Genomic DNA, 26,209 nt, shown 5'->3' on the forward strand with positions numbered 1-26,209 from the left:
ACGAATCAATATGATTAAATTTATTTCAGAATCGATAACTGACCGAGACAAGCGTGACGATCGGATCAAGCGTAATCTTTGCTTGACTCTTGACTTCTTGCCCATTCGGCAGCCTCGTGCTCAGATTGGCCTTGGTACCGAACGGGAGATATGAAATGGAGAGACCAGCCGACCAGTGCTTGTCGAACTGATAGATCATGCCAGCGTTGAACACCGGAGACCATTCGCTTTCGATGTCAGCGCTGGTCGAAAGACTCGATGTCGCACCGTGTGTGATCTGCGCGCTTAATGCCTGCTGAAATGCGGGATTGACGTGCGCGTTGGTGAACCAGATGTAGCTGACACCGATACCAAGGAACGGACGCCACCGAGAATCAGCGCGCCCGAAATAGTATTTCAGCAACACTGCCGGACTCCATTGCCGCACATCCCCAAGCGGATTGATCGCTGGTTCCGCAAGAACGCCGGTGCCCGAAAACTTGAATTTCGGCGGGATCCCGGCCACGGTTTCCACCGCGATGTTGTCCGTAAAAAAATGGGTGAGCGTCAAACCAACCGTATCTGCATTGTCGACGCTTGCCCCCGTATTCGGAACCGAGTGTCCACCAACAGTCAACGGGTCACTTGAGGTCTGCGGCGCAATCCTCAACCATCCGACGCTGGCAACATTACTACCCGCAGTTTGAGCCTGAGCTCCGACCGCAGCCGTCAACGCGGCCATGGTCACTACCAGATTCCTGTATTTCATTGCACTGAGTCTCCGTATTTATTATATGGATACCGTAATAATTTTTTATCGGTATTTTATAGATTGGAAGCCGTACATCACCCCCTCGTGCCATTTCTATTACGCCCAATGACGTTTCGTCATACCGTGTAGCTCTCGGCGCAGTATTTTTCCAACCGTCGACTTCGGCAGCGCATCCACAAAGTGAACAATCTTCGGCACCTTGTAGGGTGCAAGCCGCGCGCGGCAGTGTGCGATGACGGTTTCGAGTGTCACGTCTGCGTTACGTGTCTTGACGATGAAGAGCACCACCGCTTCGCCCGTCTTTTCGTCCGGTACGCCGATGCACGCGCATTCGGCGACACCGGGAAGCGCGGTCGCAACGGCCTCGACCTCGTTCGGGTAAACGTTGAAGCCTGAAACAATGACCATGTCCTTTTTTCGATCAACAATTCTGAGAAATCCCTTGTTGTCGAATACCCCTACATCGCCCGTTCGAAAGTAGCCGTCCGGCGTGAAGGCATTCTCGTTCGCTTCGGGTGACTCCCAATATCCCCCCATTACCTGCGGCCCCTTCACGCAAATCTCGCCTGATTCGCCGATGCCAACCGGACGATCATTGTCGTCGAGTAGTACCACGTCGGTTGACGACACAGGCAAGCCAGCAGTGCCGGAGAATTCCTCAATAAATTGAGGGTTGAACGACACGATGGGTGAGGTCTCGGAAAGGCCATAACCCTCCCGAATGAAATTTCCAGTAACTGCTTTCCATCGGTCAGACACGACGTCGATTACAGCTGCACCGCCGCCGGCCGACAATCTCAAGCGCGACCAGTCCACGTCGTTCAAACGAGCGTGATTGGCCAGGCTCGCGTATAACGTATTAACACCGAAGAACACCGTCGGCCGCGCCGCCTTAAGAACGTCGATCAGCGCTTCGATTCGACGCGGGTTGGTAACGAGCCAGTTTTCGGCGCCGATCGAGAAGCACGACAGGAAGTTCGTCATCAGCGCGAAGATGTGATACAGCGGGATAGCTGTGACGACAACTTCCTCGCCCGGACGTTGAGCATCCGGCATGAACGCCTGAAACTGCTCGATATTTGCAACGAGATTCCGGTGAGACAGCGCAGCGCCCTTCGACAATCCAGTCGTACCACCCGTGTATTGAAGCAAAAGAAGATCGTTACCGACTAGCGGAACGGGCTCGCAGGCAAGACGCTCTCCTTCATCTAGCACTGCCGCAAAGCCAATCGCGTCATACGGAAAGTCGAAACTACCGACGGGAGCGGACGGCGCAACCCCAAATTCGCAGGGGTCGACCCGGATGACAGTTCGGATACTCGTCCTTTCAATCACATTAGCCAGTGTTCCGAGTGACTCGTCGTACACCACGATCGTTTCGACCCCAGCGTCGTTAAGCTGATGTTCGAGCTCCCGCGCCGTATAAAGAGGATTGACATTGACCTGTATGCCGCCGATCTTCGTGATACCGATAAATGCAATCGGAAACGCCAGGACGTTGGGCAACATGACCGCTACTCGATCCCCCTTTCGAATACCAACGATCTGCTGCAAGTAAGCAGCGAAGGCAGTCGACAAGCGATCAACGTCTGCGTAAGTCAACGTTAGGTCTTCTACGCGAAATGCCGGCTTATTGGCGAACCGCGCCATGGCGACGTCGAGCATCGCATTGACGGATGAATAGCAGTCGGGATCGATCTCAGCAGGAATCGAACCGTACGACGCTATCCAGTGTCTGTTCATCATATAGGTACCCCCTGAGGCGAGCATCAAAGTACCAGCTCGAAATACTGCTATAGCCCGGCCAGCACCCACGCGACAGGCACTGTTTCTGTATCAGCGGACTATGTCTCCGGTTGTGACTATGGCGTCCTGCGCATACATTGGAAATGGTGGAAACGGACACGAAAATTGTCCGTTTTGGTCGCGGCCAGTGACGACCGTATGACGTAGCGTCATCGCCCATGAAGCAGGGCCCGGAGGAAATTGAGGCATGGGAATGCCCAGTGTCTTCTGGGGATGAAGCTCGACCTACTGGATCCCGCTATGAACAGGAATACCCCATCGAACTCAGCAGACTCGGGCGTTCCCGCAGATCAACCATCCGAACCTGCGCAACCCGCTACGCTGTCTGAAAAGCGCTTTTCTCCGTCGAAGCTCGCAGCTTTAGCCGAAGTTGTCGCAAACCTTGGACTCGATGCCGACCAGGTTTTGACGGGCACGGGTCTCAATCTCAAGGATCTCTCCGATCCGTTTACATTGACGTCGACGCAACAATTCCTGACGGCCGCACGTAACGCGATCCGTCAATACCCGCATTCAGATCTAGGCGTTCGGGTCGGGAAACTTTTGCATGCGTCAAGCTATGGGATGTTCGGCTATGCAGCCCTATGCGCCGAGTCGATGGCGAGCGCGTTCGACTCGGCCGTCAAGTTCCATCAGCTCGCCAACGGCATGCTCAGCATCCGCTGGATTGAGGACGGAGACAAAGCATCGTGGCACTTTCCTGCGCGAGAAGAAGTCACGCTCCCCGAACTCGACGCACCGATGTACCAGTTTCTACTCGATATGCAATTCGCATTGCACGTGACGGTCATCAAAAACGTGATGGGCCCATGGTGCACACCGGTATGTGCGAATTTCACATACAGCCGGCCCGCACATGCGACGCTGCTCTCGGAAGTACTCGAATGCCCACTCTTGTTCGAGCAATCATCCAATACCCTCAGCTACCCTGCCGAATGGCTACCGCGGGCTCCGCAACTTGCTCATCCCATCACGGCGGCGCAAGTCTCGCATCACTGCGCGCTTCTACTCGATGAACTCCGGAGTCAGTCGGAGATCACGCAGCGCGTCTATCAGGAACTCACACGCGTTCCAGGTCGATTTCCTGAGATTGACGCCGTTGCCGAAGCTCTGTGTATGACAGCACGAACCCTACGCCGCAAGCTCGAAGCCGCAGGAACTTCGTACCACGAGCTACTGATGAGTGTGCGCAGAGCACTTGCGATCGACTACCTCACCACAACCACTCTGAACACCGAAGACATCGCACTGGCATTGGGGTTCAGCGACGCAGTGAGCTTCAGGCATGCATTCAAGCGCTGGACAGGCATGACACCCAATGAAGTTCGCCGCAACAGGGATGGATGGAACGGCGAGTTGAGTGCCGAATACCCATGATGCAGCTACCGTCGACATTCAGATCAAGTCGGACAATTTTCTTGTCCGATTTGGTCATTTTCGCAGCGTAGCCGCTCCCTCATATTTCTCCAAGCAGGCAAAGCAAACAGATTGTAATCAATGAACCCGAAACGCCTTGCCCATGGATGTCAAGATATACATTCTCGAATGCGCCTCGGATCGGGTGGTTGCCCGCTGGGTCGAGCCTGGTGGCAGCCATTATGGTGAGCAGATCTGGCGCCCCAGGATCGCGACTCGTTTTGGGGTATGTGCCTATTCGGGGAAGAACATCAGCCCTGGAGATCCGATCTTTCGCCCGACTGGGCGTCCACGGCCGAGCAACGCGACGGCCATGATCCTCGCATCCGAAGTCTCTTGATCGTCTGAAGCGCTCATGGCCATCCGACAAGGCTGGGACGTCTGCTTCTGCAAGAAGCTGCACTTGACTCGATGCGATAGAAGTAAAACCGCTAGGAGTCCCCTAGAACACTACGCAGTGCCTTCGCAAAAGATTTCACGACATCTTCGGACTGCTCGCGATATCGCATGAAAAACTCCACGTGGCCCGCGTCGGGCAGAAGTTCTGACGCACCTTCAAATACAAGGTTGTCTTCTCCAGCGACCAACACCTTGTTAAACAGCGACATTCCCCAACCGGCCTGAACCGCCGCCCGCAACGCCATGACGTCATCGCTTTCGAAGAAGACCGACCAGGTATAGCCTGCGCCATCCAGTATTTTGAAGATGTGCTCCCGCAGGAAGGTTGGTTTGGGCAACATCACCAGCGGCACAGGTGAACCTGACTGGACCAGCCTCTCTGCATCTCCCAGCCATATAAGCTTTTCTCGGCAGAGCGTTTCACCGCAATTTCCACCGTCGGCCTGTGCGCCAATGATCACGTCGACCTTTCCAGCCTCCATTCTTGAAAGCAAGTTAGTCGTCCGCCCAGTTTCGCACTGCAGTTCCAGTCGAGGGTGAACGCGCCTGATTTCGCTCAGCACCGGGAAAAGCATCGGCGCACCGAATCCCGGGGTGAAGCCAAAGCGAACCGTCCCTTCAAGCGGTATGATCGAAAACTGCTGCCTTATCCGCTCGCCTACTGCGATAACCTGACGGGCATATATCAACAGTTTCTCGCCGGCCTGTGTCAAATGGACCTCATGAGGCGATCGAACGACGATCTGCTGCCCGGTCAATGCCTCGAGTCGCTTGACCTGTGCACTTACCGCCTGCTGCGTAAGATGCATGCGCTCCGCTACTGCCGTGAAGCTGCTTTCTTCGGCAAGGCAAACCATCATTTCCATCAAGGTGGAATCTATCGTTCGATTCAGCATCTTGCATAACCGTCTGGGAAGTTCATGAGTCGGGATATGTCATCGTCCCCTATACATATTTCGGCAGAAGCCAGGGTCGGTCAAATATTTCGCTCTTAACCCCATCGACAGATCATCAACCTCGCGCCGTTTACGCATCGATCATCGGCCAATTTCACGTCCCCGTACATACGGTCATACGATACGTCCATCGAGGCCGCAGGCACTCAGGTATGGAAAAATCTGAATGTATGACGACGGGGCACTGGAAGCCAGTGGCCGGAGAAAAGAGCGGGACAAAGCACTGCAGCCCCAGCGAGTCGCGGGCGAGATGCGAAACTGACGCGCTCTCTCGACAACCGGATAACTAATACGGCTGACGTGAATGGCAATACCAGCCCGGCAAGCCGAAAATCTTCGAATATCAGACTATCTTCCGCTCAAAGATTCCGGACCAGTCAGGCCGACCCGCCAGCTGCTGCTAGGAATGCGATCCCGGTGACCGGCCCCGAGCACTGATGAATCATGGCGAGTTCGCCTCCGTCCATCGGCACCGCCCATACTGCCCCGCTCAAATCTGCAGCAAAAGCTCGACGATTTCTAAGATCCAGAGCCAGTCCGATGCCTTCCTTCAAACCTGTCGCGAGCACATGATGATTCGTCAGCCCACCAGCAGTCATATCGGCACGATTCAGGCTGTTGCCGCCCGCGGCGGGATCGCCGCGATCCGTCCAGTACAGTTGGCGGCGCTCATGATCGATCTCCAGATCGATGGGCTCGGGTAGCCCGTCGAGCAGGAGTTCAACGTCATTCCGCATATCCGGCATCACCCCATCCGGCATGTCGAGCCCCATGCGAAAAATTCGCCCCAGTCCACCGTCGGGTGGCCCTTTTTGCGTCCAATAGATTTGACCGCGCTCTGAATCGAGGGCAACCCCAACGCAATGGCGAAGGACGTCTTGTGTTGCGTTCGGCCATACGCCTGTACTTAATAACATCGTCAACTCAGTTCCGTCGACGCGGGACCGAAACACCGCCATCCCTTCCCGGTCACACCAATACAGCAGACCACGGGCCGAATCGAGCTGCACCTGCTTGGGCGTAACGATCGCACCGTTACCCACTAGCTTGCGATGGCCCTCACCGTCGAGGTCGCAGCACTCGATAGTTCCATCCCTGTCAGGAAAAGCCTCTCCGCTGGCAGGCATCTGGCCCATATTCGTCCAGTAAATCGTCCGGCTTGCGCCATCGACCTGGATGCCGTCTGGTGTCCCGTCGGGAACGGTGAAGACTTCGCGGACTTCGCCGCTATCCGGATGGAGTGCCATGATCGCCGCCGGATGGGCGCGAAGGAAATAGAGGATGCCACTTGCTGTTGCCTGATTTTTTCCAACCATGAGTTCAGCCCTCCGAAAGCCATTCCGGCTTGGCGCTACCCCGTGGCTCCCGCGGAAAGCGATAGCTCCCAGGTGTCTTCGACATCTCGACCATCTCCGTTACACCGGTGTAGGTTCCCATCGGCGTCTCAACTGTGAACTGCTCCGGCTCGACGTAGCGATGTTCGTCGCTTGACCCCGCCGTTGCTTTCGCGAATGCCTTGTCGAAAATTCCCAACGAAATCAGCCACAAGGTCGTTCTGCACAGCGAAACAGTCACCTTGTAACTTCCACCCTCGATTGCCCGGCGTTTGAGGGCCTGCAGTGCACCGATGGTTGCCAACCAACTGGCAACATAGTCGTTGACCACAAAAATCGGTGGGAACTCGGGCTTTTCGGGACTACCCTCCAGATAATCGAGACCCATTGCGAAGCCACTTGTTACATCAAACCCAACCCGATCTGACCACGGCTTCCCCGGCCCATTGCAGTACAAAACATTGGTGTGAATGAGGCCAGGATTGGACTCGCACATCTCCTCGGCAGTAATTCCGTAGCGGTCCAGATAGTCGAAACGACGATTGGCAAAGAAAATGTCTGCTCTCGACATCAGCTCAAGAAACTTCGCCCGTGCATCGGCATCTTTCAGTTGCAAGGTGGTCGAGCGCATGCCGACATGCGACGTATTCAGGAAAACGTCATGCTCCCAGTCGTGGGGATTCCAAACGTTGAGCACGTCCGCACCGTGCAGCGCTAACGTTCGCCCAATGCTGGCGCCTGCAATGACGTGACCAAGACCGAGCGCCCTCACACCCGACAAAGGCGCGACGACCTTCTCGTCGAACGGTTTAGGGGGCGCGTCCCCGATGCGCTCGACCGAAATCAGCGGCATGTCACGCAATCCCTGCGTGTACACGTCCATCGACATGATTTCCTCGAGCGAGCGAGCCATTGCCAGCGATACACCTGCCTGTGCTGCCGCCTGTTCGAGATCACCGCTATCCCGTTGAGCGATCGCGCGCTCAATCGATTCAGACGACCCCGAAACGTCCAGGAACCTCAACATACGACCGTACAGTCCGGGATAGGGGTTGGTCGGAAAGAACCATTTTCCATCCTTCGAGCGATACATATTGCCCGCGACCGCACTGTCGACGTTGGAATACATGCCGCCCGGATAGCCGTTCAGCAACTCCCACCGTCCGTCGATGAACGGACTGAACCGACGCAGCGCCTTCCGGACATCCACGTGAATATCCTGACCCTCCCCCGTTCGCATGCGCCATATTGAAGCAGTCTGCAACGACTTCGCAGCTAGCGAAATAGCCGACATCGCACCAAATCGCACAACACTAGGCACGATCGGATCCAGACCATAAAAACTTAGTTTTCCACCACTTTCGGACGAGGATGCACCGATACTGGCCAGCAACGCCGTCGTCTCACCAGCGAGATCGAAATCGACGCTAGTCTCCGGATTCGCAAGAATGTGTTTGAAGTGCCTAGTAAGGCCTTCTCCTGTTGCGATTGACATGATGAATACCTACCGAGAATGCGTGACGGAGAGATACCAGCGGATGCCGCTCTAGGTATTGGTAGGATCGCCCATGCCCGCGAGGGCATTGAGGATTGCGACCTCCTTCGCATCACGGTCTTCAGCGAGCGCATCGATGGAACTGCCACCATAGAATTCGCTAGCTTGCTCGACGAGGAGCCGACAGGTGGCATCATCAAAGGACACGTCACCAAACGTTGCCCAAAGCTTCTCCATGCCACCCTTGCCGAGATGCTCGACGAAGTGGGCCATACCACCTTCGCCGCCGCCGAGATGAAATGACAGGAACGGGCCATTCGTTGCCCAGCGCACGCCAAGCGAACTCGTCACGATGTCGTCAAGATCACGCATCGTTACGACGTTCTCCCGTACCAAATACATGCACTCACGGAAAATCGCCGCCTGCAAGCGATTGGCGACAAATCCCGGAATCTCCTTCTTCAGTTCCAGCGCGATCTTGCCAACACCGCGATAGAAAGAAAGAACCCGCGCAACCGTCGCCGCGTCGCTCTTATCGCTCGGAACGACTTCGACGAGCGGCATCAGATGGGGAGGATTGAATGGGTGGCCGATGATCAACCGACCCGGCTCGGCCATTCCCGCATTTTGTACCGACGCAGGAATTCCCGAACTGGAAGAGAGCAGCAGCGCGTTTTGGGGCGCAACCTGCTCGATCCGGCGCCATAGATCCTGCTTGAAGTCAGCTCGTTCGGGGCCACACTCCTGGATCAGGTCTGTCGAAGCGACGGCAGTAGCCAGATTGCCGTCGAACGACAACCGATCGAACAGGCCCGACGTTTGATAGCCTAACCCCCGAAGCGCCGGAATCGCGCCGGTGATGACAGCTTCGACCTTCTCCGCGATATCAGGATCGGGATCGGTGACCGTTACAGAGAGGCCGTTGGCAAGGAAGAGCGCCGCCCACGAGGCGCCGATAACTCCACCCCCGATGATCGTGGCGTGATTGATCCCGCTTGATCGCAACTCATTGGTTTGGTCGATTGTCTTCAAAGGAGTTCTCTCAGGTTCAGCGGTACGGAAATCAGGCAGATGACCACTCTGGTCACGAAGCCCACAGGACGATCGGCAGAGGAGTGTGAAAATCACGCACGAGGGACGTCAATCGCACTCGACTCATCAAACGTCTTTAAATTATGCGAGGGATCAATCCTTGTTGTGAAACAAATAAAAATTGTCCGAAAAACAAAATTGCTTTGTTGTCACGCAATCCTCAGTCCTTTGTTGATGTGCGAGAATTGGTTGCGCGTGCTGCGCATCGACAAGATCAGACAATGATGACTAGAGCGCCGATGCTGAACTCCGCATCTGATTTTTCTAATTGCGACTCCAGCAAGCTACACGTCCTCAAGTCGAAGCACGCGGCGCATCCTTAGAGGCCAGTTCAAAAAGACCCTCGAGGGGCTGTTAACTTCACCGGTGACCTGTTAACCTCGAGCATCTGAGCAACGGGATCATGAGGAATGCAAGCGCCGATCGTTAATGACGAATTGTGGATACTCATCGAACCATTGCTCCCGCCGCCGAAACCGCGGCGAACGAAGAATCCAGGACGGTTTCCGGTTCCGAATCGGGCAGCATTGGACGGCATCCTGTTCGTGCTCAAGACCGGCATTCGATGGAACCATCTGCCAACGCAGCTCGGCTTCGGTTCGGGGGCGACCTGTTGGCGCCGGCTTCGCGACTGGCACGAAGCCGGCGTGTGGGTTCGCCTCCACGAACTATTGCTCGCCAAACTGCGGGCGGCCGACCAGATCGATTTCTCACGTGCCGCCGTCGATTCATCATCGGTACGGGCTGTTGGGGCGGGCCAAAAACTGGCCCGAACCCCACTGATCGCGCGCGACCCGGCTCCAAGCACCACATCGTCACCGACGCCAACGGCACACCTCTCGCCGCGATCCTGACTGGCGCGAACGTCAACGATGTTATGCAGTTGCTGCCGCTGATCGACGCGATTCCATCGATTCGCGGCCTGCGCGGCCACCCGATTCAACGGCCTCGCGTCGTCTACGCCGATCGCGGTTACGACTGCGAGCGGCATCGGCGAGCCCTGCGCAATCGCGGTATCCAGCCAGTGATCGCGAAGCGCCGGACCGAACACGGCAGCGGACTTGGCAAGTATCGTTGGGTGGTCGAACGCACGCACTCCTGGCTCCACAATTTTCGTCGCCTACGCACTCGCTTCGAGCGACGTGCTGACATTCACGAGGCATTCTTGAAACTCGGTTGTTCGCTTGTCTGTTGGAACATCTTCAGGCGTATCGAACAGCCTTTTTGAACTGGCCTCTTACTCGAGGCATGGCATCGCATGTCGCACTCTCGGAAAGCGCAAACCGTCGGGTGATCAAGGTACTCTCCCGCCAAGCCAAGCCTCCTCGCTTTGATAGCATGATAGAAAGTGGCGCGCGCGCAATACTTCGGCCACATCACGCTTCAAGCTGCGAGTCTTCCCTTGCACGCCGTTGCTTCGCGAGGAGACGAGGATTGCCCAGCACAGCTTCCTTCTCTCGTTTTTAATTCGCTTTTGTCATTGACAGAAACTGCAGAGTCAGCAGCTAACCAAACAGGGTCGCGATATCTCGCCCAGTTTGCTCCGCTTCCTCGATCAGCCAATCGAGAAATTGTCGAGTGGCGGGGGATTCCGTGACGGCCTGTTTCCAGCAAACGAAATAGGGAAACGGCATCGGCAGCGCAATCTTGAATGGCGCAACGAGTTCGTGCCGCTTGATGCTGTCGGCGGCAAAGAATCCTTGGCCAAGCGAAACACCTCGTCCCCGAATGGCCGCGTCGATCGCCATCCCGGAAACCGAGTAAGTGAGCGGCGACAGCGCCGCGGGCAACGGCACGCCGACGGCATGCAGCCAGTTGGCCCAGGTCGGCGGCGACAGGTTCGCCCAGCCCCACTCAACTTGAATCAACGGGCAACGCAGGAGGTCGGCCGGTTGCGAGATCGCGCCCGTCGATTGCAGCAGGGACGGCGCGCATACCGGTGCGACCTTGTCCGTAAAGATCACGCGATAAGGTGTGCCGTCACTGGGAAGGGTCCCGTAAGTCAACCGGATGTCTGCGCTTCTCGTCGCAATGCTGGTTTCGTGATCGACGACTTCGACGTGAACCTGCACATGCGGGCAGAGGGTGTGCCACGTGTCCAGTCGCGAGGCAAGCCAGTGCGTCGCGACCGATGGAAACGTCATCAGCGTGAGCCGGCGCCCGGTCTGTACGTTGAGCGCGGCCTGGGCGCTGTGGAAGCACTCGAATCCCCGCGAGATGTGCGAGTGGTACAGCTCACAGAGCGGGGTCGGCCTCAGACCTGTGTTCTCCCGGTCGAAAAGCGCGATGCCGAGAAACGTCTCGAGCACGCGAATCTGCTGGCTGATCGCACCGGGAGTCACATGAAGTGCCTCTGCGGCGGCCACGACACCGCCGTGGCGCATCACGGCATCGAAGATCTGCAGGGCGCGAAGTGGCGGAAGGCGGTTCATGAAGCTGACCTGGCAAATGCGGTCGGAAGGCGGCGCCCCCGGAGCAGTACGAACGTTGCTCGGCGGCGCATGCGGAATGGTCGACGCCAGTCTAGCAAAGACTGGCGCGTGGCGCGCATGCCGGAGCGGACGCGTCCTGCGCGCGCTCGCAAGGACACCGGAACGTTGCGGGGCGCTCGGTGTGTGGCGAGGGGATCGTTTGGAAAAGCGTGGGGCGCGGTTTGTCATACGAAAGATCAACCGCGCATCTCGTTCTTTCATGCGGCAGTCGTTGCAACCCGCAACCTGACCGTTCGATGCCGCGTGTCTACGGTTTCACGTCGGTCTTGAACCATTTCTCGGACAATCGCGTCACGGTTCCGTCCGCGAGCGCTTCCGTAATCGCGGCATCGAACTTCGCCTTCAGATCCGCATCCTGCTTGCGGAAACCGAGACCTTCCCCGGGGCCCCAGATGGCGCCGCCGATCGTCGGTCCGGCGATCCGGATGCGTGCGGTGTCCTTGCTACCGCTGATGCCGGCGTAGTAGGTCACGTCGTCGAACGCCATGTCGATGCGCCCGTTGACCAGGTCGAGATCGCGTTCGGCCGAAGTCTTGTAGAGCCGCACGGACGCGACGTCCTTGAAGTTGTCGGAGACGAACCGCGTATAAACCGTGCCGGATTGAATGCCGATCGACTTTCCTTTCAACTGCGCGCGCAGCGGAGCGATCGTCGCGCTGTCGGCCTTGGCGTTGCCGGTCAGCTTGAGGAGCGCGGCGGGTCCGGCACCCCTTGCGAATCCCTGCCCGTCGATTGACGCGAACGCGGCCGGCGTCGCCGCATAGGGCCTCGAGAACGCGATGATGCGTTCGCGGTCCGGCGTGATCGCGAGGGCATCCATCACCGCGTCGAACTTGCCGGCCTGCAGACCGGTGATGAGGCCGTCGAAGTCCTGGGCGACCGTGTCGCATTGCAGGTTGACGCGCTTGCAAAGATTGTCGAGCAATTCCGGCTCGAATCCCGACAGTTTGCCGCTCGGTAACGTGAGATTCCACGGCGCATAGCTGCCTTCCAGTGCGACCTTGACGGATTTCCATTCCTTTGCCTGTGCACCGTTGCCGATGAGCGCGAGCGCGCCGAGGAGGGTCACGAGCGATGCCTTCAAGGCATTCGAGGAAGTCATTTTCATGCTGCATCTCCATTTCGTTGAAGCGATCTCGCCAGAGCGGGAATCGCCGGGTTGTCGTGCCGCTCGGATCGGGACCGCCGACTCGCGGCGCAAACCGTTCCCGGCAGCGTGGACGTCAGTCGTGCAGCGTGCCGGCGATGTGCTCGACGATGTCGACCAGGTGGCCCTGTTCGACCAGCCGGTGCACGGCCGTCATGTCCGGGTAAAAGAAGCGATCGCTTTCCGCGGTCGGGACCGCCTGGCGAATGCGTGCATAGACCGCCGCGGTTGCCGGCGACGCATCGGCGGGATCGAAGAAGTCGAGCGCCTGGGCAGCGGTGAGCAACTCAATCGCCAGCACGTGCTGCAGCTTGCGGGACGTGGCATAGGCTTTCCGTGCCGCGTGATAGGCGAAGCTCACAGGGTCTTCCTGATTGCCGCTTGTCGGCACGCTGTCGACACTGGCCGGTTGCGCGAGGGTGCGCATTTCGCCCAGCAGTCCGGCCGCCGTGTACTGAATGATCATGTAGCCGCTGTTCAGCCCCGGATCTTTCGCGAGGAACGCCGGCAGTTCGCTGAAGTACGGGTTGACGAGCCGATCCGTGCGCCGCTCCGAGATCTTCGCGAGTGTGGTCATGGCGATGCACAGGAGATCGCACGCAATGCCGACGAAGGTGCCGTCGAAGTTGGCGCCGGAAATCGCCGTGCCGTCGTCTCCGTCGGGGTGGATCACGGGATTGTCGCCGCACGATCCGACTTCATCGCGTATCGCGTCGTATGCGTCATTGATCGCCCGCTTCGCCGCGCCGTGGACCTGTGCGATTCCGCGAAGGCTGTAGGTATCCTGCAGCCGGTAGTCGGCAAAGCGCTCGCACAGCGCGCTGCCGGCCAACAGGCGGCGGAGGTTGTCGGCCGTGTTGTGCTGATCCGCGTGCTGCTTGACGGCGTGATACCGCGCGTCCAGCGAGCGTGTGGTGGCCTTGAGCGGTTGCATGGACATCGACGCTGCGATGTCGGCGACCTTCGACAGCTCAAGTGCGTCGTGAAGCGCGAGCATCCCGATCGCCGTCACCGACGTGGTGCCGTTGGTGAGCGAAAGCCCTTCTTTGCATCGCAGCTTGTGTGGCTTGAGTCCCGCGCGCTCCAGTGCCTCGGCACCGCTCACGCGCTCGCCGCGAAAGAACGCTTCTCCTTCGCCGATCAGTACCAGGGCCATATGGGCCTCGGGCGCCAGATAGCCGACCGACCCGTCGCCCGGCGCGAACGGCGTGATGTCGTTGTTAAGCAGCCCGGCGATTTGCTGCAGCAATTCGAGGCTGACGCCGGAGTAACCCTTGCCGAGGCTGATCAGCATCATCAGCAACGTGGCGCGGACGAGCTCGCGCGGCAGTGGTTCGCCGACGGACACGGCGTGCGAGCGCACGATGTTGCGCTGAAGCTGCTCGGCGTCGCTCGGACTGACGATGCGTGTCGAGTTTGCGCCGAACCCGGACGTCACACCGTAGACCAGCCGGTTTTGATCGAGGAATCGCTCGACGAGACGGCGCGAGTTCAATACGCGCTCGCAATAATCCGATGAAAATGTCACATGCGCACCGTTCCGCGCAATCGCAACGAATTGTTCGATCGAAATATTAGATGCGCCGAGCTGGACTTCGGAGATCTCATTGCTGCGGGTTTTCATGGGTAACAATGACACTGTTTATATCCTCTTTTGATAGAATGCGACGGGGGAGTCACCCCTCTGGGGTGGAAGCCTGCTGACGTTGTTGTGTTGTTCGCAAGCGTAGAGGTGGCCATTTTGTACCACAAGCGATTTGATCTTCATCCGGAATTTAGTTTTTCTAAACCCGAAATTATTTGAATAACTATGGCATCTTGTGGGGCGAATCGGCCTTCATTATGGAAATAAATTAATAATATTCGCGTTATCTTATCGATTGTTTAAGTGCTATCCGCTCACGATTCGAATGATCCCACACGGTCAAGTCAAACCTCGCGTTGGGAGGCCTCAGGGAAGCAACGGCAGTGAAACTCTCACTCCAAGGTCCACACAATCAGCCGAAATCGGCTCGGGTTGTGGCGAGCGATGGGACAGGGAATGTCGTTAGGTCCGGCGAACTCGGTCGAGACACTTCGCAGATCGTTTCCGCCTGTCGTGCTCCAGGCGGTGACCCATTCACTGCGGCCTACGTATTTCTGCAACAAGGCGCTATCAACGTATATGAGTTCGCACTAGAGCCATGGACAATTCAGGTGCCTCCACCACGAACCGCCCATTTACATTGACATAAGTTAGAAGCCCTGAAATCCATGCCCCAACCCGCCTTTATGTCATCTCCATACTCCAGCAATTAACTGGTGCTGATCGTCTATGACGTTTTCCGATTCGCGCGCAAGGTGGGCATTCTTTGTCAGCACCCCAGGTCAGCCACAAATTCCGTGGTTTGCTCGTGGCGTGGCGGAGGTGGAGGTGATGTACCTCATCAACAATCAGCATCTGAGGTGACATCCTTCGCAGGATGTCACGTGCCAGCCGCTCAAGTGACGCCAACCCCGCGGCGGCATCGCTCACCGACCTTGAAGGTGCAGAGCTTCAGCGCCCGGCCTTGGAGCGGCTCGTTGGTGTCAGTGATTTCCTCATCGGTCTGAACATCGTAAATACAAATGGCTGACAGATCGTTCGCCGGCGGGTGGCGATAGAACCAGGCCTGCCGGCCTTCCCGTGCCTTCCCGTGTAGACGCCGATGATTCCGGGTTGCACATGGCCGAGGACTGCTTCGGCAATATCATTGGGACATCCCATCATTGCAAGCAATGTCCGGGCTGTTCGTCGAAGATCGTGAGCTGACCAGTGCGTGACTGGCAAACGCGGCCGGTCATGTTTCGGCGCGATCTTGCAATATGGTTGATGGTAGTAGACGCCGTGCTGGACCACCGTCTGGTCCATCGACGTTCCGCGCGAAGACGGGAACAAAAAGGTTCCCTTAGCCTGACCGAGGCGCCGTCGCACAACAACCTCTGCACGACCGATGAGCGGCACGCGCAGATCCGTTGCTCTCTCGCTTTTGCAGCCCCTTGGTCTTGTGTTTCGGGATAGTCCACCAGAGGCCGTCGGATTCCTCCGTCACCTCGGCGCACTCCATGGCGACGATCTCGCCCCCTCTCGTGCCAGTCCAAAGATAGAGCGTCAGCGCATCAGCGACAGTCAAACTGAAATTCGGCAGCCAGCGGATCAATGTGCCGAGTTCATCCACCGACAGCACTCGTTTCTGCGTCCCGGTGTATTTCCCCTCGACCTTGCGGCCTTTGCTCTTCAATCCCCCCCTTAAAGCATCCTTCCACCAATTCGCAGTGGTGTCGGGAAGGCGCCCGGCATCCACCGCATAGTTCCAGGCACCTCCGAGCTCCATGCGAAGGCGCGCCGCGAGCACCGGCGTCGAGCGATATGAATCCAGGAAATCGAACGCCTGGGCACGTGTGATGGTCGCCGCGCTGGTGTCCGCAATAGGCCCAAGCATCGCCTTGAATATACGGGCGACTTCTACTGCTCCCTTCGTCTTCCGATTTGGTTTTACGTGACCTTCCAGATAGTCGCGGCACAGCTCCCTGACGGTGTAGCTGGTTGGTGATGGACGAGCAGCCGCCTCTTCCCGCTTTCGACGTGGAACGGAAAGCTCGGCGCCCGAATCGCGCTCGGCGCGACTCTTTTCCCACGCGGAGATCGCTGTAGCAAATGCCATCGCGGGCCACTCGCCGAGCTTCACCTGCCTCATGCGGCCGTCGACCGGCGGCTTGTAGCGATACGTCCACGATTTGCGACTCGCCGAAGCCTGAAGACGAAGCCCCGGAAATCTCTCAAAGGTCATGTGTTCGCCGCTCGGCAGCTTGGCGACGATACGGGCATCAAAGCGCATTCTTCCCTCGGCGTAGGTTTTTCCCAAGAAAAGCATACGCGGCGTAGGTTTCGTGCACAACGCCACAAAAACCTACGCCAAGGCGGCAAGTTTAGCTAAGCGTAGACAAGCGTCGAAGCAGCAACAGGAGCGCGGGAATCCCTATAATTATCGTTATATTTCAATTACTTAATGAATTTACCGGATCGAGGCGGACCAGCACGGACCAGTCCGAAATTTCCCCTATTCGTTCTCTTCGAAAGAGTGCCCGAAATCTGCCGGTTATAGTGGTTGTTGCTTCGAAGCAAAAAACGCCCGCAAGGACTGAAGGTCTTTTTTTGGAATGAGTCCCGCTTTATGGCGCCAGAATATCCCGCGGACGTGCGATCCTCGACGGCACGCCCCAAAATGGCGCGTTCTTTGACCCGAACAGCTCCGAGGGCGAGAGACGAGCAACTCGTTGCCGGTAACCCACCTCCGAGAAGCCCCGCCAATGCGCCGATAGCACCTTGAGCGCCGGCCGCCCCTCAATTAATGCACGACGGAGATGTACCACCGACTAACTGACCAGCCACGTTTTCGGCTGCTCCAGCAAGACCGCCTGTCGCAGCACTGGAAAGGGCAAACATGCTTCCAGCCCCAAATGAGACGGTGCTAAGAGCACCAACGCGACTCCGACTGCAACACCTACAAAACTCCCTCAGCAGATACTCCCGAGGTATTGATGGCTGAAAGGCCCCCGCTTATTCCACCGATGACGCCACCAACGATAGCAGCTCTGCACCACAGACAGTAGTCGCGCGGGTCATTGAAATTCACCTAATTAATCGAGACATAGACGTATTTATCAAGCCACTTGAAGTGTGTGACTTCATCACACTCCGAGCAGCATCAAACGTACTTTGCAAATAAAATCACTTCATCTGCTACGATGTCCAAAATCCTGGATGGAACCCCATTACCGAGTAGTCGCGAAATCAATTCCTCAAGAACCTGGCCACCTATCGCATTTAAAACTCACCAAATACTATTAAATTTAGATCTCAAAACTCACAATCTACAAGCCAAACAGCGATCTGTAAAAGTGAAAAGCATTTCCGCCTGCCCTCCCGGAAGTTTAGATAGAACAAGATGACCATGTCTTCCTGTCGATGTCATATATGTGTCAAACTCCACCGATTCATCAGTCCAGCGCACGTTAGAGATTTGATATAACTCACCATCGAGGAAGTCTCGACCAGATACGGTAAGTCCATTTACTGTAGCACTTACTGTGTATTCCGATCGCGCATCATCTTCATCTGCGCGCCAGGTACCTATCATCTGATGACTGGAAAATAAAGATGAAACTTTTCCCACGACTTTCTCCAATAACACACTGATATCTACCCCGGGAAGCCCGGAGGTTTTGGCTTGACTATCTTCTTCCCCGTTTGAGGATCTTTATAAATCACCTTATCAGGATCTGTCGGATGCGGTTTCATATGTTTGAATGGATTGTCTGTTCCGTATGGACTTCCAGCCCATCCCCGTTCACCGCCGCCTCCGTTGCCACCGTCCATTGCTATACCTTGCGTCGGAACTTCGCAAGCCGAAGCAGGTGAGTCTGGCAAATCAAAAGGCAAAGAACCACCCAAAGCCATTAATCCAAACGGATCCACTAAATTTATCGGATCGCCATTTACGTAGGCGTATAGGTTAGCCCCCGTGGCTAAACCGATCGAGTCCTCTGACGCAAATCGGCTGAATCCTGGTAGGTAGTACCGTGCCCGGTAGTAGTATAGGCCGGTGCCATCATTCTCACGTCCCGTGTACTGAACCGGGTTGGAATTCACTTCGCCAGAGGCGGAAGTGTTACCGTACGGTTCATATACGTAGCTCGTTTTGATCGCGCCACCCGCATCTGTGAGTGCTACCGTGCTGCCCAACGCATCGGTGACGAAGTTACGTGAGCCGAGGGCGTCGGTACGGTTATAGATTTCATCAGCACGAAGGCCGGTCAATAGGTTTGCTGTGGGTGCGCTACCCGCCAGTTCCTGAACCACGTTCGGTCCATCGAAGACGAAATTCGTCGCTGTCCCGCTTACGATTTTCCCAGACCGGCGCCCCATTGGGTCGTAGACAAAACTCGCTGTTGCCGTACCAGAGAGCGAGTTGAGCCGACCACGCGAGTCCCAGCCATACGTGAGATTGCCATCGCTCTTCAAGTTCCCGTTCGCGTCATAAGTCAGCGTGGTGCCGGCCCAGTTGGTGAGGCGATTATCGGCATCGTAGGTCGCACTCGCTAGTGCGGCCGGAAGGTTCATCCCGGCAAGCGATCCTCCAATTTGCGTACGTCGGCCGGCGTTGTCGTACGCGTAGGTCAGGTTGCCTACGATAGTGCTACCGTTCGCAAATGAAATACTGGTCAACTGATTTGCCACATCATAGCTGTAATTGGCGACGATACCATTCGGCAAGGTCAACGTCGATCGCCGGCCTACAGCATCGTAGGTAAACCCGACCTGCGCACTGCCCTGCGTAATACCGGTGAGGCGATTTGCATTGTCGTACCCATAGGTGACTGCGTTCTGACCCGACACCTGAAAGCTAGCTCGCCGGCTAGCGGCATCGTATATGTACGTGACGCTACCCTGCAACGTGGTCTCCGCGGTGAGGTGGTCCAGGCCGTCATAAGTGTGCGTAATGGTTCCGCCCTGGCTATCAGTGATCTGGGTAGCCCGGTCACCCGCATCGTATGTAACGGCCACTGTGGCGTCGGGTGCCGTTAGACCGCCTCCGGAGCTGGTCTGCCCATAGGCAGCCGATACTGCACGGTTGAGCCCATCGTAACTGAACGTCCCAATCTTCCCCGTACGATCGGTGAACTTAGTGAGATTGTCGTTCCCATCATAAATGTAGGTTTCGATTGCCTGCAGCGGATCAGTGCGGCTCGCCCGCCGCTCCTTCGAGTCGTAGGCAAAGGTCGTTACTCCACCTCGCGCGTCCGTGAAGGTCGTCAGGTTGCCATTGGTGTCATAAGCGAAGGTCGTGACGCCGCCTCGCGCATCCGTCACGCGGGTCGGCAAGCTGCGCCCGTTGTAGTCGAACACCGTGCGATTGCCGAGCGGGTCGGAGACGGACAGTATCCTGCCGATACCGTCCGTGTAGCGGGTAACTGTTCTGCCGAGGGGATCGGTGACGCCCGCGAGGTCCCCATACTGATAGCTGAACGTCGTGGCATGACCCAGCGGATCGGTGCTCCCGATCATCTGCCCGAGGCTGTTGTAAGTAAAGTGAGTGGCGTTGCCTAGCGGATCGTCTATCTCGGTGAGATTGCCCGAGGTGTCGTACCGGTAGGTCGTGGTGTGACCCAGCCCGTCCGTGTACGTGATCGGGCGGTTAAACACCGACTCGTAGGTATAGGTGCCAGTGACCGCCTGCGAAGTTCCCGACAGCGCTGTCACGGTCGCGAGATTGCCTGCGGCGTCATAGGTGTAGGCTGTCGTTCGTCCCAACGCATCAGCGCTGGAGGTCAGCCAGTTGGTGCCAACACCCCGACCGTAGGTAAAGGTCTGCGCTTCCGGCTTACCTACTGCCCAGCTGGCGTTGGTCGCATACCCGCTGCTGTTGAACGCGATCTGACGCACATTGCCGTTCGGATCCGTGATACTGGTTTGCGTCACGTTCCCACTACCATCAAGCGTGTAGGCAAACTGGTATATCCCGCCATCGGCGAGCGTCTGCTGCGCCACCCGGTTGTGTGTGTCGTACTGGTTGGTCACCATTACCTGGCCGCCCGGCCGAGTGACGGTGAGCATGTTATTGGCGGAATCGTATGTATAGTGTTCAACGCCGCCGTCGGGATCGGTGACCTGGGCTAAACGTCCGCTCGAGTCGTATTGGTAGGTGACTGTGCGGCCAATACTATCCTGTGCCTGAGTCACCCGATTGGCGCCGTCGTAGGTCAAACTAATGAAACGCCCGTCCGGATTACTGATTTGCGTCAGGTTCCCGTACGAGTCACGCGTCAGCATCAGCTTGTTTCCTAGACGGTCATCAAATTCACGGAGCGCAGCCATTCGGGAACTCGTACAGCCCGCGCATTCGGCAAAGAACATGGTTCGCCCGTCACGCATCTTGAGTTGCCAGCCGTTGTTCACCCAGCTGATTACGGCGCCGTAATAGGCGCTAGGCGTGGCCGTGTGCTTGTACACCGCATCGGTCCAGCTCGTGCCAGAGGAGGTGCGCACGAAATGGATGCGTCCGCCGTCAGGGAGAATCAGATCTTGATACGTCCACGGCCAAGTGTCACCGACCGTGAAGATATCGTACCGATCGTTGCCACCAATACCGAATGCGCGAGACGTGCTGTCGCCCTGACGATAGACGCGCGTCAAGACCAACGGAATCGTACCGGCAACCGCCAAGTCGTTTCGCGACAGCACGAAGAGTCCAGTGGCACAATCCACCGGGTCTCCCCCCTGCGACACGCAGCCGGGTTGCCCTCCCGAGTGACTAGGACTTGAAGGATTCGCGGGATGACCTGGCTGCGGCTGTTGTGAGCAGTTCTGATCAGGACCTGCGGGTGCCGGCACGGTAGCGGCGCCCGGCGAGTCGCCACAACCGCCGACGGGCGGGCCGTTCGGGGGCGCATTGCTGGGCAGTGACACCATTGCGCCGGTGAGTTCATAAATGGCTACACCTGGATCAGGAACGATTTGCTGGCCACTACCATTGATCTTGCCTTGGCCGTACACATACCAACCCTTGACCGTAGGGTCGTAGTTCCAGAAATCCAATGTACTGCCTGGCGCGCCATGATGGTAGTTCGGATAGATTACGCGAGCGCCAAGTGCGCTCGCCGCATCGACGCCTTCGACATGTGCCCCACCCGGTTGCAAGGTGAAGTACACCGGAACATAGCGCGTCGGCAACGGGAACGGCGGCCGGTCCACCGGTACCGGAGTGATCGAGAGTTCATTGATGATGTGGCCAGCGCGATCACGCAGCACGGTCCCCTTGGGGATGTGTACCTCCAAACCTGGGATGTATGGCGTGGTAATGACCACCTCACTGGCGGTCGGTGAATCGAACTTCACCGAATGGGCGGTATCGATCAGTGGCATCCAACTTGTATACGGCAACACCGTAGTCTTACCAGCGTCCACGCTAACCAACGCCTCGAAATAACCGAATGTCTTGCCAGACCGGTTCGCGCTACGGCCATCGATAACAAGAGTTTGAGCGCCCGCACTTACACCCGAAAGCAGAAAGCGTCCAGTTGCATCAGTTAGCGTGCTTTGACCGCCAAGTTTCATGGTCACGTTTGCCGCCGCCGTGCCGTTCATGAAGAGGACTTGACCGGACAACGCGGTGACGCCTGGTCCAGCGTTCAGGGGTGGCAACTTCTGCAGAGGGGACGCTGCCAGCTTCACACGCCAGTCTCCTGCCAGCTGGGCGCCATTCGGTATCCAGCTGGTGAGGTCAGCCATACCGGCTGCGGCCGCAGCCGCAGCCACCGATGACGGCGATGGCGCTGACGATTTCGGCGCTGATGCCGCGTTGGGTACTGCAGCGCCGACGGAACCCGCGGCGACCGTGACAGATCCACCGGCGGACGTGCTCGCAGAAGTGGAGTTAGCGCTGAGCGTACGTGTGGAAAAGCCAATCGAGGTAAACGGGAGCGGCCTGCCCGCCGCGTCGACAGCACCACTGATGAAAAGCGTATAGCTTGCCCCAGGCCGGAGATCGGTCCGCGGCGTCACGAAAAGCATTCGTCCGCCCTCGACGGGCACAACGCTCGCAGGTACGGCATCCGTGGGCCCCAAGAGCGTTACTGTCCGTGAATTGAGACTGGCAACCGACAATGGCGTCGAGAAGCGCACGGCAAGACGAGCATTAATGGCCACGCTCGACATGCCGGCCGCCGGTAAGGAATCCATCACTACTGGACCGTCCTGACCCGGCTGTGAAGCCAGCACACCGCTGCCGGCAGCATCAACCGCCGCAAAGTTTTGCTGCGGCGGAGAGTAAGTCTCAGGTGTTGTTACGGGTTTGCCTTTCCCGTCGCGTCCGCCGGACAACAATACCGGCTCGGTGGGCATCACCGTTGCAGTATGGTCAGCGCGCGGGAAAACCATCTGCGCGTTGAATGCCAGGGCCCGGCGGGACGTCGGATCCCACAGTTCCGCCTGCGGCAACGGTGCGCCTGTCGCCGAAACACCTCCTGCCACAAGCACGGTACCATCCATGAGCACGGTGGCCGTATGGTGGGCACGCGCTAGCAACCCGACATCGCCGAGGACGGTGAACGACTGGTTAGCCGGATCAAACAACTCTGCACTATTAATTATCGAACCGTCTTTTCCGACCCCTCCGAGAATCAATACTCTACCGTCAGGCAGCAAGGTTGCCGCGTGCCATGCCCGGGGCGTCGTCGGTCCCGATGCCAGTCGCACTATCTGCTGTGTAGTCGGGTCAAAAAGAGAAGCCGAAGCCGCAGCGCCACCCTCTCCTCCAATGTTTAGCGAGTGCCCATCTGGCAAAAGTGTCACGCTCTGCCCGATTACTGCCGACGGAGTTGCCGCCAGTGCAGGAACTAGCGCCACACTTATCAGCAGCAGGAAACCAATCACCTTGCGAAGCGACCCGTTCATGACGCGATCCTTGCCGTGAAGTACGATTGACATTCCGGGAGCATCATTCTTCCCGTCATTGGCCGCTTAGCGTGAAGGACGCCGTGCCAGTGTTCTTCCCATCCGGATCAAAAATGATCGAATATGTGCCTGTGCTGGGCAGCGTCACGGGGCCTAAGGTATTGGACGTACTACACAGATCCGGATTGAGCAGGACGGTGCTATCCGGGTTGACGATTCTTACGCGTGCACACCCATTGACGAGCCCAGAGTCCATACTCACAGACAACGACACGCTTTGCGCGGCGGTACCACTGAACGTCAAGCTGCCGTTTTGGCCTGGTGCTGTGATGGTGAGCGTCGTAGCTCCCCCACCTATTGCAATCGTCCCCGTCGCATCCGGTGGAACGCTGTATAAGGTGAACATTGCAGTTTGAACCGCAGCCGCCTCCGGGTTGAACTTTATTGTGTATGTACCAGTAGTTGGCAGTGTTAGTACGTCAGTGAAAATGGGGCTTCCACAGTAGGAGTACCCGTACGGATACCCGGTCGTGTTGACACCGTCGGGATTGAAAATAGTGACTCGCCCGCATCCGCCCCCCGAATTTGGTGCCATGTACAGAGACACACGTTGCGAAGCGGTGCCACTGAAAGTCAGACTACCGTTCTGACCAGGTGCCGTGGTGGAGAGCGTAACGGCTGACCCACCGATCGTAATCGCCCCGGTCACATCCGCTGGAACGGATGTCAAAGTAAACGTCGATGTTGGGGTGCTGGTCCAGTCCGGATCGAACTTAATCGTGTACGTGCCCGTCGCTGGTAGCGTTAGCACATCGCTGAAATAGGTGGATGTGGCATCGAGGTTACCGGTCAGCGTGGAGCCGTCTGGATTATTGATCGTAACCCTCCAGATGCCACTGCCCGAATTGCGAGTCATGGAGAGTGCTACACGCTGAGAAGCCGTGCCGCTGAACGTCAGGATGCCATTCTGACCGGGAGTCGTGATAGCAAGAGTTACAGCTGCTCCGTCCACTGCAATCGTTCCTGTCAAATCTGGTGGAACGTCGTAGAGAGTGAATGTCGATGTCTGCGTGCTAGTCGACTGCGGATCAAACTTGATCGTGTACGTACCCGTGGCTGGCAGCGTCAGCACATCGCTGAAGTAAACGCCTGAGCAATCGGAGTAATTGAGTAAGGTAGTGCCGTCAGGATTGGATATCGTGACTCGCCAGCACCCGGTGCCAGAACTGCGAGCCATATATAGCGACACACGCTGTGAAGCGGTACCACTGAACGTCAGACTGCCATTCTGGCCAGGAAACGTCGTGCCCAGTGTCACTGCAGCCCCACCTGCGGTAATTGTCCCCGTCACGTCCGGAGGCACACTACTGAGTGAAAACGTGACGCTACCAGTGCTGTTGGTATAGGTATACGGGGTCACGAGAACGGTATAGGTAGCGGCCACAGGCAGTGTGATCGCATCGATGAACCCACCGCTACACAGATTCGCGCTACCCGCGACCGTGCCGTCGGCGTTGAGAATCTGAATGGTGCCGCCGTCACAAGAGCCGAAGCTGGAGCTTGTGACCTGCAGGATGACCCTTTGCCCCGGCGTCGCGTCGAATAGGATCATCCCAATCTTATTGGCGGTACCCAACGTGACGGATTGCGAGCTTCCGAGCGACATCCGGCCTGTAACGCCCACATCTGCCGGTACGTGTGTACCGGGCGGCACAAAGAAGTCTTGGCTGCTGGTCGCCTGACCAAAGGGCGTGATTACAGTAAAGCGACCAGAAGTCGACAATGGTGACACTGTGGCTCCAATCGCCGTCGCTGTCGCCGTGGAAACCCTCGCGTTACGAATATTAAGGACGACGTTGTCATCGGCCGTTGTAGTTTGAAAATTAGTACCATTGATCGTAACTGCTGCCCCAGACACCCCTATCGTTGGTGAGAAGCTCGCGATGGTCGGTGCTTGCCCCGAAGCAACGGTGAACACACTATTGCTCGTTGCACTTCCTGCGGGTGAAGTAACGGATATCGGCCCCGTCGTAGCACCTGCCGGTACCGTGACCACCAATTGGTTCGTTGTCGCGGAAACAATTGTCGCCGCGGTACCGTTAAATGTGACGGCATTCTGACCGGCCGTAGCCGAAAAGCCAGAGCCAGAGATCGTGACGCTCGAGCCGACTGGCCCACTGCTTGGAGAAAACGAGACGATAGAGACCGCGCTATTGCCGCGAGCGATCGACAAGATGTTACCCAGCGCATCGTAGGTGTACGCGGCAGTGTTTCCACCGCTGTCTACCACCCCAACTAGGCGCCCCAGCTCGTCATAGGACAAGTTGTACGTCGAAGCCAACGATGAGACGTTGACCGAAAGCGACGCAAGGACTGCGGCGATTCCGATAACAACACGAACGAAACCAGAAGATCGACGCAGCATCGCCTATACCCCGTTGTAGGTAGGTACTTCGAATACCGAACAGAATGACGAGGAAGCCGAACAATGATGCTGGCTAGGGAGATGGATGGGCAGTGCTGGATCCCGGCGCCGATTCTAATGTTCGTGACAAATCGTCGGAACACTCGGGGTATACGCGAGCGAGTGCGGGCGTGCCAAATTTGTTTTTGATAATGGTTCGCATCTTTATCCCCGATTTCATTTATTTACTTTCGATTCGCTTTCTTTTATTAAATCCAGTCTTTTACGACAATGAGATGTGTTTTAGATCATGCGACTCAGATAGTCAACGTCACCAACATAAAGCAATGATGTGACGATTAACGATAAAACTCGGCATTTTCCATAAATTCCCCACACTCAAGATCCGACGGTGTCGATGAACTCTAGTAAATCCCCTAGGG

The 26,209-nt window shown here is 57.1% G+C and carries 17 protein-coding genes; 3 read left to right on the forward strand and 14 right to left on the reverse strand.

What is annotated here, in order from left to right:
- Nucleotides 1-25 precede the first annotated feature (25 nt).
- Nucleotides 26-748, reverse strand: coding sequence for an OmpW family outer membrane protein (locus HWX14_RS20705; protein WP_175884262.1), 723 nt, complete (start codon nucleotides 746-748; stop codon nucleotides 26-28).
- A gap of 99 nt (nucleotides 749-847) precedes the next feature.
- On the reverse strand, nucleotides 848-2,497 hold the full coding sequence (locus HWX14_RS20710) for an AMP-binding protein (protein ID WP_175884263.1): 1,650 nt from the start codon (nucleotides 2,495-2,497) through the stop codon (nucleotides 848-850).
- A gap of 300 nt (nucleotides 2,498-2,797) precedes the next feature.
- Here HWX14_RS20710 and HWX14_RS20715 point away from each other — a divergent pair, with 300 nt between their 5' ends.
- Complete coding sequence (locus HWX14_RS20715) at nucleotides 2,798-3,934, forward strand: AraC family transcriptional regulator (protein WP_175884264.1); 1,137 nt, start codon at nucleotides 2,798-2,800, stop codon at nucleotides 3,932-3,934.
- A 142-nt stretch (nucleotides 3,935-4,076) separates the two neighbouring features.
- Nucleotides 4,077-4,313: a DUF3331 domain-containing protein gene (locus HWX14_RS20720; protein WP_175884265.1), complete on the forward strand. Its 237-nt coding sequence runs from the start codon at nucleotides 4,077-4,079 to the stop codon at nucleotides 4,311-4,313.
- Nucleotides 4,314-4,404: 91 nt separating this feature from the next.
- Here the strand turns inward: HWX14_RS20720 and HWX14_RS20725 are convergent, their stop codons facing one another.
- The 4 genes from HWX14_RS20725 to HWX14_RS20740 all read right to left on the reverse strand — a co-directional run bounded on the left by HWX14_RS20725 (nucleotide 4,405) and on the right by HWX14_RS20740 (nucleotide 9,189).
- Nucleotides 4,405-5,268 (reverse strand): LysR family transcriptional regulator, encoded by an 864-nt coding sequence (locus tag HWX14_RS20725; RefSeq protein ID WP_175884266.1) that lies wholly within the window; start codon nucleotides 5,266-5,268, stop codon nucleotides 4,405-4,407.
- A gap of 437 nt (nucleotides 5,269-5,705) precedes the next feature.
- Nucleotides 5,706-6,644, reverse strand: coding sequence for a hypothetical protein (locus HWX14_RS20730; RefSeq protein WP_175884267.1), 939 nt, complete (start codon nucleotides 6,642-6,644; stop codon nucleotides 5,706-5,708).
- A 4-nt stretch (nucleotides 6,645-6,648) separates the two neighbouring features.
- A complete protein-coding gene (locus HWX14_RS20735; RefSeq protein WP_175884268.1) occupies nucleotides 6,649-8,157 on the reverse strand; it encodes a CoA transferase in 1,509 nt (502 codons plus the stop codon).
- 51 nt (nucleotides 8,158-8,208) lie between these two features.
- A complete protein-coding gene (locus HWX14_RS20740) occupies nucleotides 8,209-9,189 on the reverse strand; it encodes a 3-hydroxyacyl-CoA dehydrogenase NAD-binding domain-containing protein (protein ID WP_244130287.1) in 981 nt (326 codons plus the stop codon).
- A 470-nt stretch (nucleotides 9,190-9,659) separates the two neighbouring features.
- Between HWX14_RS20740 and HWX14_RS20745 the strand changes: the two genes are divergently transcribed.
- A protein-coding gene (locus HWX14_RS20745; protein WP_175884269.1) for an IS5 family transposase occupies nucleotides 9,660-10,477 on the forward strand; the annotation gives its coding sequence in 2 pieces (ribosomal slippage) (nucleotides 9,660-10,008 and nucleotides 10,008-10,477; 819 coding nt in all).
- Between the two features lie 277 nt (nucleotides 10,478-10,754).
- Here HWX14_RS20745 and HWX14_RS20750 read toward each other — a convergent pair.
- From HWX14_RS20750 to HWX14_RS20780, 8 genes are all read right to left on the reverse strand, one after another.
- Complete coding sequence (locus HWX14_RS20750) at nucleotides 10,755-11,681, reverse strand: LysR substrate-binding domain-containing protein (RefSeq protein WP_175884270.1); 927 nt, start codon at nucleotides 11,679-11,681, stop codon at nucleotides 10,755-10,757.
- Nucleotides 11,682-11,988: 307 nt separating this feature from the next.
- Nucleotides 11,989-12,849 (reverse strand): transporter substrate-binding domain-containing protein, encoded by an 861-nt coding sequence (locus HWX14_RS20755; protein ID WP_175884646.1) that lies wholly within the window; start codon nucleotides 12,847-12,849, stop codon nucleotides 11,989-11,991.
- Nucleotides 12,850-12,964: 115 nt separating this feature from the next.
- On the reverse strand, nucleotides 12,965-14,512 hold the full coding sequence (hutH, locus tag HWX14_RS20760; protein WP_175884271.1) for a histidine ammonia-lyase: 1,548 nt from the start codon (nucleotides 14,510-14,512) through the stop codon (nucleotides 12,965-12,967).
- A gap of 912 nt (nucleotides 14,513-15,424) precedes the next feature.
- Nucleotides 15,425-15,871 carry a tyrosine-type recombinase/integrase gene (locus HWX14_RS36885; RefSeq protein WP_347879832.1) on the reverse strand — a complete coding sequence of 149 codons (447 nt, stop codon included), beginning with the start codon at nucleotides 15,869-15,871 and terminating at the stop codon, nucleotides 15,425-15,427.
- Nucleotides 15,816-16,772 (reverse strand): integrase family protein, encoded by a 957-nt coding sequence (locus tag HWX14_RS20765; protein ID WP_244130288.1) that lies wholly within the window; start codon nucleotides 16,770-16,772, stop codon nucleotides 15,816-15,818. The genes HWX14_RS36885 and HWX14_RS20765 overlap by 56 nt, the downstream gene beginning before the upstream one ends.
- Nucleotides 16,773-17,774: 1,002 nt before the next feature.
- Nucleotides 17,775-18,083: a hypothetical protein gene (locus HWX14_RS20770; protein WP_175884272.1), complete on the reverse strand. Its 309-nt coding sequence runs from the start codon at nucleotides 18,081-18,083 to the stop codon at nucleotides 17,775-17,777.
- 26 nt (nucleotides 18,084-18,109) lie between these two features.
- Nucleotides 18,110-23,362: an RHS repeat-associated core domain-containing protein gene (locus HWX14_RS20775; protein WP_175884273.1), complete on the reverse strand. Its 5,253-nt coding sequence runs from the start codon at nucleotides 23,360-23,362 to the stop codon at nucleotides 18,110-18,112.
- A gap of 55 nt (nucleotides 23,363-23,417) precedes the next feature.
- Nucleotides 23,418-25,787 carry an IPT/TIG domain-containing protein gene (locus HWX14_RS20780; protein WP_175884274.1) on the reverse strand — a complete coding sequence of 790 codons (2,370 nt, stop codon included), beginning with the start codon at nucleotides 25,785-25,787 and terminating at the stop codon, nucleotides 23,418-23,420.
- Between the last annotated feature and the right edge of the window lie 422 nt (nucleotides 25,788-26,209).

Source organism: Burkholderia sp. BCC0044 (assembly GCF_902832955.1).
In the GTDB taxonomy this organism is placed as follows: Bacteria; Pseudomonadota; Gammaproteobacteria; order Burkholderiales; family Burkholderiaceae; genus Burkholderia.

What these genes read in the sequence shown, in the direction of transcription:
- HWX14_RS20705 (WP_175884262.1), bottom strand. Translation starts at nt 748, where the DNA reads ATGAAATACAGGAATCTGGTAGTGACCATGGCCGCGTTGACGGCTGCG.
- HWX14_RS20710 (WP_175884263.1), bottom strand. Translation starts at nt 2,497, where the DNA reads ATGATGAACAGACACTGGATAGCGTCGTACGGTTCGATTCCTGCTGAG.
- HWX14_RS20715 (WP_175884264.1), top strand. Translation starts at nt 2,798, where the DNA reads ATGAACAGGAATACCCCATCGAACTCAGCAGACTCGGGCGTTCCCGCA.
- HWX14_RS20720 (WP_175884265.1), top strand. Translation starts at nt 4,077, where the DNA reads ATGGATGTCAAGATATACATTCTCGAATGCGCCTCGGATCGGGTGGTT.
- HWX14_RS20725 (WP_175884266.1), bottom strand. Translation starts at nt 5,268, where the DNA reads ATGCTGAATCGAACGATAGATTCCACCTTGATGGAAATGATGGTTTGC.
- HWX14_RS20730 (WP_175884267.1), bottom strand. Translation starts at nt 6,644, where the DNA reads ATGGTTGGAAAAAATCAGGCAACAGCAAGTGGCATCCTCTATTTCCTT.
- HWX14_RS20735 (WP_175884268.1), bottom strand. Translation starts at nt 8,157, where the DNA reads ATGTCAATCGCAACAGGAGAAGGCCTTACTAGGCACTTCAAACACATT.
- HWX14_RS20750 (WP_175884270.1), bottom strand. Translation starts at nt 11,681, where the DNA reads ATGAACCGCCTTCCGCCACTTCGCGCCCTGCAGATCTTCGATGCCGTG.
- HWX14_RS20755 (WP_175884646.1), bottom strand. Translation starts at nt 12,849, where the DNA reads ATGAAAATGACTTCCTCGAATGCCTTGAAGGCATCGCTCGTGACCCTC.
- hutH (WP_175884271.1), bottom strand. Translation starts at nt 14,512, where the DNA reads ATGAAAACCCGCAGCAATGAGATCTCCGAAGTCCAGCTCGGCGCATCT.
- HWX14_RS20775 (WP_175884273.1), bottom strand. Translation starts at nt 23,362, where the DNA reads ATGAACGGGTCGCTTCGCAAGGTGATTGGTTTCCTGCTGCTGATAAGT.
- HWX14_RS20780 (WP_175884274.1), bottom strand. Translation starts at nt 25,787, where the DNA reads ATGCTGCGTCGATCTTCTGGTTTCGTTCGTGTTGTTATCGGAATCGCC.